The 8,712-nt window shown below is 28.7% G+C and carries 8 protein-coding genes; 7 read left to right on the top strand and 1 reads right to left on the bottom strand.

All coding sequences use genetic code 11. From position 1 onward, the window contains the following. The first annotated feature begins 257 nt into the window (after positions 1-257). The 3 genes from CLPUN_RS29225 (at position 258) to CLPUN_RS14425 (ending at position 1,548) form a co-directional block, all read left to right on the top strand. A complete protein-coding gene (locus tag CLPUN_RS29225; protein ID WP_278281658.1) occupies positions 258-380 on the top strand; it encodes a hypothetical protein in 123 nt (40 codons plus the stop codon). A 362-nt stretch (positions 381-742) separates the two neighbouring features. Next, positions 743-1,150: a DUF2752 domain-containing protein gene (locus CLPUN_RS14430; protein ID WP_077847955.1), complete on the top strand. Its 408-nt coding sequence runs from the start codon at positions 743-745 to the stop codon at positions 1,148-1,150. Then, a complete protein-coding gene (locus tag CLPUN_RS14425; RefSeq protein WP_077847954.1) occupies positions 1,150-1,548 on the top strand; it encodes a DUF4234 domain-containing protein in 399 nt (132 codons plus the stop codon). Before CLPUN_RS14430 ends, CLPUN_RS14425 begins: the two co-directional genes overlap by 1 nt. Positions 1,549-1,789: 241 nt before the next feature. On the opposite strand, the gene CLPUN_RS14420 is transcribed toward CLPUN_RS14425, so the two are convergent. Further along, positions 1,790-2,653: an AraC family transcriptional regulator gene (locus tag CLPUN_RS14420; RefSeq protein WP_077847953.1), complete on the bottom strand. Its 864-nt coding sequence runs from the start codon at positions 2,651-2,653 to the stop codon at positions 1,790-1,792. 517 nt (positions 2,654-3,170) lie between these two features. Between CLPUN_RS14420 and CLPUN_RS14415 the strand changes: the two genes are divergently transcribed. From CLPUN_RS14415 to CLPUN_RS14400, 4 genes are all read left to right on the top strand, one after another. Beyond that, a complete protein-coding gene (locus CLPUN_RS14415; protein WP_077847952.1) occupies positions 3,171-4,883 on the top strand; it encodes a methyl-accepting chemotaxis protein in 1,713 nt (570 codons plus the stop codon). 145 nt (positions 4,884-5,028) lie between these two features. Continuing rightward, entirely contained in the window at positions 5,029-5,508 is a 480-nt protein-coding gene (locus tag CLPUN_RS14410) for a chemotaxis protein CheD (protein WP_077847951.1), read from the top strand. A gap of 334 nt (positions 5,509-5,842) precedes the next feature. Continuing rightward, positions 5,843-6,214: a hypothetical protein gene (locus CLPUN_RS14405; protein ID WP_077847950.1), complete on the top strand. Its 372-nt coding sequence runs from the start codon at positions 5,843-5,845 to the stop codon at positions 6,212-6,214. 550 nt (positions 6,215-6,764) lie between these two features. Beyond that, complete coding sequence (locus tag CLPUN_RS14400) at positions 6,765-8,672, top strand: acyl-CoA dehydrogenase family protein (protein WP_077847949.1); 1,908 nt, start codon at positions 6,765-6,767, stop codon at positions 8,670-8,672. Positions 8,673-8,712 lie beyond the last annotated feature (40 nt).

Raw genomic sequence — 8,712 nt, 5'->3', positions numbered from 1 at the left:
TATATTTACAATGCTGCCGCAAGCGGTACGCCGATCGAAGAAATTTTTGAGTCATTAAAAATAGCCTAAAAATCTGTTTTTTTATTCAACTGTAAAATTATTCAAGTAAAAATGCACTATTATAGTACAAACTATAAATTTGATAATACTGGATATACAGTCCATTTGACTTATAAAGAATATATAAAATAATATCTTATCTTATATTATGAATATAAAACTTATAATAAGTAAAAAATATAATAGAGGTGAGAAAAATGACAAACTATAAATTTATTACAAATAATGATGAAAATACGCCATCAAACCCATCGAAGACAAATAATCCAGCGAAAAATAGGAAAAGGCATAAGCCTGTAAAAGGCCTTCCTAGAGTGTAAAAAACATAAAAATATACAGTACTAAATTTTATTGGTATGTTATAAGTGGTAGTTTTAATGTTAGAAAAAATTAAAACTATCACTTATTTTTTTATCATATAAAAATAATATTACCTAATAAGAGATACTATGAAAACAGCAGTAGCAACAGAAGTATATTTCACCTGGAATTCAACCACCATTTATAATAATGGAAAAATTGTATAAAAAAATCGAATAGAGTCTTGTTTGAAATTAATTTTAGATTAATTTACTAATATAGTCTAATGATAGGTAAAAATATATAATATTGTAATATAGTAAGTAATAGGTTATAATTGATTTTGAAAATTATAAATTAGCTTTGGAATGGAAATGATCATATGAAGGATATAAAAATTAATCAATGTATTAAATTTGGACTTGCTATGGTTTTATTGTATATTTTTTATAATATAGTTGGGATTGGATGTCCTATTAAATTCTTCACTGGTATTTCATGTGCTGGTTGTGGAATGACTAGAGCATGGATTCACTTAGGTCATTTAGATATTAGGGGAGCATTCCATTATCATCCACTGTTTTTTTTACCTATAATTTACCTTTTTTTATATTTATATAAAGACAAGATACCACATAAAACATTTATTTATGTAGTGGCTATTGGGATAACAATATTTTTAATAATATATATATTTAGATTATTAAATCCAGATGATATTGTTAACATAAATATTGAAAATGGTTTTATTTATAAGATTTTTAAATTTATACGAAAAGGGGAATTTTAATGATTAGCACAAATAGGGGACTTGGAAAATACATATTATTTACTATTTTAACTTGTGGAATATATAGTTACTGGTTTATTTACAAATTGGCTGAAGATGTTAATACAATATGTAATGGAGATGGAAAAAATACTGGAGGACTTTTAAAATTTATTTTATTATCTATAATTACATTAGGAATTTATTCGTGGTTTTGGTATTATAATATTGGTAATAGGTTAGCTGAAAATGCACCACGATATAATTTAAGTTTTTCAGAAAATGGAACATCAATACTATTATGGATTGTGTTAGGTTCTTTTTTATGCGGAATAGGTCCATTTGTTGCAATGCATATTCTAATTAAGAACACAAATGCATTAGCCTTTGCATATAATACACAAAAAATCCAAAAATAAATTATATAAATATCAATAATTTTGTTTAATAGTTAATTTCATGTTTAATTAATTTAACTTGAATTAGAGAATATATTAAAAGAATATAAATTAGAATATTGTAAATGGCTAATATACTGGATTTATTAGTCATTTTTTTAGATAACTGGGGCTATTTAAAGTAAGTTATAGGAGGAATTTTCCGACCTATAACTCTAAACATGGTTGCTCAATTAAATTTATATTATACTTTTAACTCATATTAATTTACCTTTTTAATGGGTATCCATATTTCACTTAAGTAGTCATCACCATCCATGTTTTCATTGGAATACCATTCAATTTCAGGACCATCTGCATGTTCATATCCTGAAGTTGGAAACCATTCAGTGTAGATTCTTTTCCATACACTTTGTTGAGCCTCTGGAAGTTTACCTCGACATTCAAATTTTACCCAAGTAAGTGATGGTACAATTAATTCTACGAAGCCTTCTGGTAATTCATAAGCTGATTCTACAGCTATCATATAATCAAACTCATCCGTGCGGAAATTACAACATACACCAAAATATTCTGTATGTGCATTCTTACCTAATTTCATGATTTTTTCACAGGTACCATCTTTGTAAATATCATCCCACATTTGTGGTATCAGTTTAAAGTTATCTCCGTTAAGTGTTGTTATAGGTCGCATTACACCAGCCAATCTAATTTCTTTAACGTCCTCATCAATACGATATTTCATTTCTTCCACTCCTTTGATTGTTATTTTGAAAGAGATTTTTGGATAGGATTTTAAGCTTGAACCTTTTTTCTTTGCTTCAGTTGGTGTCAATCCATTTAGATTCTGAAATGCTCTTGAAAAAGAACTTGGCGAATCATATCCATATTTAAGAGCAATATCAAGTACTTTGCTGTTTGTTTTTTGCAAATCAAAACCTGCTTGTGTTAATCTTCTTCGCCTTATATATTCAGAGAGACTAACATCTGCAATAAAAGAAAATATTCTCTGAAAATTATAACTAGAGCAGCATGCTTTTTGAGCAATCAGTTCATTGTCAATTGTGCCAACAAGATTTTCTTCTATATAATCAAGTGCAACATTCATTTTATCAATCCATTCCATTTATTTCATCCCCTCACAATTTAATCATACTAAATATAAATCTTTTATTCGCAACTATTCTTGCACAAATTTGCTACAATTATCATTTTAAGTGTAAATGCACAAAATATAAATCTTAAATTTACCGTTAATTATAAATTATAGCATATTTAAACAATATATTATCTAATTTCAAATTTTAAATTTACGCTAATTATATAAAGTTTTTGCACAATATTATGCTAATATTTATAAAGCAAGGTTTAAATAATAATTTAGAAATATTCACAAAAACAAATAAAAAACATTAAAAAAAGTACATAAAATGATAAAATTGAATAAAATAAAATTTCAAGCTAAAAGATTGAAAAAAATGTAAAAAATGAGAAGCATTATCATTTAGCTTAACTTTAACAAAGTTTGTGTTATAATATTATCTTAATGGCACTATTAAGTAATAGTAAATATAAACAGAATTAAAGTATAGTAAATAACATATTTTTAAATAATGTTAAGAAGTAAATGGAGGAATGACAAAATGTTTAAAAAAGTAAAAATATCGCAAAAATTAATTGGAATCAGTTTATTAAGTACATTATTTTTAATTGCAGTTGGTATTGTAGGTTTACTAAGTATGAATAAAATGAATATTAATACAGAACAAATTTATAACACTAATTTATTGAGGCTTCAAAAATTGTATTCCGTAAAAAGTAATATAAATTTAGGATTATCAGATATGGAACATATAATTAATAGTAATTTTAAAGGGGATATAAATAAGTCAGAAAAAGATCTTGAAAATCTATCAAGTTCAAATAATAAGCTTTTTGAAGAAATTGAGAAAATGCCGTTTTTGAGTACCAAAGAGGAAACGGATTATAAAAATGTAAAAACTGTATTATCAAAATATAGAGATTTGAGAGTAAAGATATTAAAAGATGTGGATAATGGCAATTATGAAGAAGCTATTACATTATATAACTCTGAATATGTTACTTTAAGAGAGGAAGTAGTAAGCAAGATAAATATCATTATAGACGATAATGTTGAAGAGGCAAAAAATACTTCGGAATCAAGCAAAATTGTTTTTAAAGATTCATATGAATTTTTAACCAATTTCATATTAATTTCTGCAGTAATATTAATTGCGTCAGGACTTTTTATGGCAATTTGGTTAAGAAAGAGAATAACACGAGTCGTAAATTTTGCTAATGATTTAGCAGATGGAAATTTAACAGAAGAAATTACAATAAGTAATTATGATGAGTTAGGTTATATGTCTAGAGGTTTAAATATTGCTATAGGAAATATGAAAAAGTTAATAATACAACTTACTAATGATATGGAGGATATGAGAGAGTCCAATGAGTCTTTAACTTCAACAATGGAAGAGATGTCTGCTACAATGCTTAACATTAATGAAGCAACTCAAGGAATTTCAAATACGAGTCTAGAGTTAAGTTCATCAACTCAAGAGGTCAGTTCATATACAATGTTAATAGAGAAATTAACAGAGGAACTCAATCGTAAAGCAAAAGAAAGAGAAGTAGATTCAAATGAAATAATGAATAGAGCAATGGTGATAAAAGAAAATGCAGAAGCATCTTCAAATAAGGCTATAAACTTATATAATGAAAAAGAAAGTAAGATTAAAAAAGCAATAGATGATATAGAAATAGTTAAAGAAATAGATAATATGGCAGAGGCTATTGGACAAATAGCAAATCAAACTAATTTATTATCTTTAAATGCGTCAATTGAAGCAGCTAGTGCTGGTGAATCAGGTAAAGGTTTTGCTGTAGTTGCAGAAGAAATTAGAAAATTAGCAGAACAATCAGGACAAACTGCTAATGAAATAAAGAAAAATATTGTTCAGGTAAGAGCTGTTATTAAAAATTTCATAAGTAATACTAATGATATATTAGTATTTATGGATAATCAGGTTAAACCAGATTATGAAAATATAAAATTAATGGGAAATCAATATGAGCAGGATGCTGAAACTGTTAATAAGATGGCAAAAGAAATATCAGTATCAGCTAGTGAAATTGCTAAGAATGTGTCAAATGTGAATAATTCCATAATTAATATTTCTTCAAAGAGTCAACAATCAGCCTCTGGCGTAGAAGAAATATTTGCAAGCATAAATGAAACTACTTCATCAGTTGATCAAGTTACTAATCAAGCTAAAGATACCTCAGAAATGGCCGAAAGATTAATTGAAATGGCACATAAATTTAAAATTTAATTAAGTAGAAAATTATTGAAAAACTCCTCTAAAATTAAGGTTTGGTGGAGTTTTTTTATTTTATATAGTTAGCTTATAGGATATAATGTAAATAAGAAGTGAGTAAGATTATTTAAAATAATATAAAGATTGGCGGAGAATGCTTATGGAATATGTAGTTGGAATAGGAGAATATATAATATCAGCCAATCAAAAAGATGTTGTTAAGACTTTTGCATTGTCCACATGTGTAGGTATAGTTATCTATGATGTAAATAAAAAAATACTTGCAATGGCACATGTTTTATTACCTAAGAGTATAAATGGGAAGGAAGCATATTCTTATAATTCAGCCAAATATGCGGATACAGCTGTTTTTAATATGGTTAGAGATATGAAAAGAAAATATAAGTGTAATATGTATGATCTTAAAGCATCGTTGTTTGGTGGAATTGATAGTGAAGTAAAAGATTATTTTAAAGTAGGAGAAAAAAATCTAGCTGTTATAAAAGAAATACTAAATAAGATGAATATAAGATATGATTCAGCTAATACAGGTGGAAGAATTTCAAGAACATTAATAGCATATACAGGTACAGGCGATATAGAGGTTAAAACAATGGCCATTCCTAATAATATGAAATAAGTTATACGGTGAAATTAGGAAAGTGACGTATAAAAAAATTAATATTTAGAGTATTTAAGAAGTGTCTAAATCTAAATAGAAATATTGAGATTTAGGCATTTTATGTTAAAAATGCTAAGGTTTAAATACGCTTAAATAGGTATTAAAAAGAGAAGTTGATAAGGTTAATATACTATCCAATAAAATAAACTATTTTTAACGTACTTTTAACTGAAAATAAAAGAAATATTGATAGATGGTAATTTATCAATAGTGCTAATATTATATTAAGGAAAGTACTCTAAATATTGTGATTAGCATCTTAAAGAAATAATAAATAGGGTAGGTGATGAAAATGAGCATATATTTATTTGCGATTATTGCAATAGTGTTTGTTGCCAACGCTAGTTTTCACGATCAGATTAAAGGGGTAAGCTCATATAGTAAGCTTGATAAAGCGGGGATACTTTTTAATATTATTTTGTCAGTGGCGTATCTTTCAGTATATGTTATAACTAATATTGTGTTTATGGCAAGTGATAAATCATATGAAAATCAATTTGAAGAAATACAAAGGGGATTTTCAGATTTTATTGAATTTGGAGTGATATTAGTTTGTGTAATAAGCATTGCTCTTTCGGTAAAACTTAGAAAAATGGGAAAAAGTATAATATCGTTTTGGATTCAATTTTTTCCTATGATTATTCTACTTACTAAATATTTGTAGGAAATATCAGGCATAGCAAAAAAAGAACAGAGTAGTATGCTTGTCATAAAATGATACCTATAGACTGAGCACATGAAAAAGTGTTTAGTTATAGGTATTTTTATGTAATGAAATAATAATGTTTTATGAAAATTAATCAAACTTCTTCTTCCTAAATACATAATTGGAATTTAGGTAAAAGAAGTTTTTTGTACAAAATGAAAAACAGAGTTTTTAAGAGATAATAAGAGAAAAAATCCTTATAGATTTAAAATATAAGCTTGTACAAGCTATTAACGATGAATATACTGGAAAAAAGACTCAATTAAAGTTGAAAAGTATACCGAAGAGGTATACTATATAAATATACGGTTTAAGTATACAATTAAAGGATTAATTTGAATATATGGATAATACAGTAAAGTAAAAGGCTTAGAGTTTTTAAACTTAAAAAGAATTTTAGGAGTCACTAATTTTAAAAAGTTTTGCTTGCTGTAACTAAGGCATGTAGCCTTATATAACTTATAAAAGGGTATTTACAAAACCGTATTCAATATGAGGAGGTGTATTTATGTTTTTTAAAACTACAGAACAACATGAAAATTTGAGGATGAAAATTAGAGCATTTGTTGAAGAGGAAGTTAAACCTATAGCATTTATGTTGGATCAAGAAAGCAAGTTTCCTTCAGAAGCAGTTCAAAAGTTAGCCGACATGGGAATGATGGGAATTCCATATCCAAAAGAGTATGGCGGAGCAGGTATGGATATAATTAGTTATGCAATCGCCGTTGAGGAACTATCGAGAGTGGATGGTGGTACAGGAGTAATTCTTTCTGCTCATACATCATTAGGAACATATCCAATTGCCGCCTATGGAACTGAAGAACAAAAACAAAAATACTTAATTCCCTTAGCGAAGGGAGATAAACTTGGTGCATTTGGCCTTACTGAGGAAAACGCTGGCAGTGATGCAGGAGGCACAGAAACTACAGCCGTTTTAGAAGGTGATTATTACACCTTAAATGGAGAAAAAATCTTTATAACCAATGGCGGTGAAGCTGATATTTATGTTGTATTTGCAGTTACTACACCAGATAAAGGTATTCGTGGTATAAGTGCATTTATTGTGGAGAAAGGCTCTGAAGGTTTTACCTTTGGCAAACATTATGATAAGATGGGAATTCGTTCTTCTGCAACTGCAGAATTGATTTTTAACGATGTAAAAGTGCCTAAAGAAAATTTACTAAGTAAAGAGGGAGACGGCTTCAAAATTGCTATGTCAACCTTAGATGGTGGACGTATTGGTATTGCGGCCCAAGCTCTTGGCATTGCACAAGGGGCTTATGAAAATGCACTTGAATATTCAAAAGAAAGAGTTCAATTTGGAAAACCTATTTGCCAGCAACAAGTAATCTCTTTTAAGTTAGCTGATATGGCAACAAAGCTTAGAGCTGCTAGATTACTTATTTATAGTGCAGCAGAACTTAAGGAAAATCATGAAAATTATAGTATGGAAGCTGCTATGGCAAAACAATACGCTTCTGATACTTGTCTTGAAATTGTCAACGATGCTCTTCAAATATTTGGAGGAAGTGGATATTTGAAAGGTATGGAAGTTGAGCGTGCTTATAGAGACGCTAAGATTTGTACAATATATGAAGGAACTAATGAGATTCAACGTGTTGTTATTGCTTCTCATATTATTGGTAAGATGCCTAAGAATGAGGCAGTAGCTAAAGTTTCAAAGAGTGAACTTGCTACAGGTTATCGCAAAAATATGATTTTTAAGCAAGGAACTTCTGAGGAGAAAGTTAATGCTCTTGTAGAAGCACTTAAGGCTGATGGTTATGATTTCACAGTTGGAATTCCTATAGATACACCTATCAGTAAGGCTGAAAGGGTAGTTAGCGTAGGTCTAGGCATAGGGGAAAAGGAGAATATGCACTTTATCGAAGAATTAGCAGCTCAAGCTGGTGCAGCCATAGGCTCATCACGTCCAGTAGCTGAAACTCTTAAATATTTACCATTAAATCGTTATGTAGGTATGTCTGGCCAAAAGTTCACTGGAAATCTTTATATTGCATGTGGTATTTCAGGGGCAGGTCAGCATTTGAAAGGTATAAAAGATGCTTCTACAATTGTAGCTATAAATATTAATCCTAATGCAAAAATTTTTAAGAACGCAGACTACGGTATCGTTGGAGATTTGAAAGAAATCTTGCCAATACTTACTGCTGCTTTAGATAATGGAGAACCAAAGAAAGAAGCGCCACCAATGAAGAAAATTAAGAGAGCTATTCCTAAGAAAGCAGTTAAAGCTTGGAAGCATTATGTTTGTAACGGGTGCGGTTATGAATACAATCCTGGCATAGGTGATCCTGAAGGCGAAGTAGCTCCAGGTACACTATTTGAAAATATACCAGAAGAGTGGACTTGTCCTGCTTGTAGTGAAGAAAAAGATATGTTTATAGAAGTCTGATTTTAAAAATAAACAAACATAATAATGTGTTTTAAGCGTG

The sequence above is a fragment of the Clostridium puniceum genome (genome assembly GCF_002006345.1).
GTDB classification, from domain to species: Bacteria; Bacillota; Clostridia; order Clostridiales; family Clostridiaceae; genus Clostridium; species Clostridium puniceum.
This window is presented reverse-complemented; position numbering and strand designations above follow the sequence as displayed.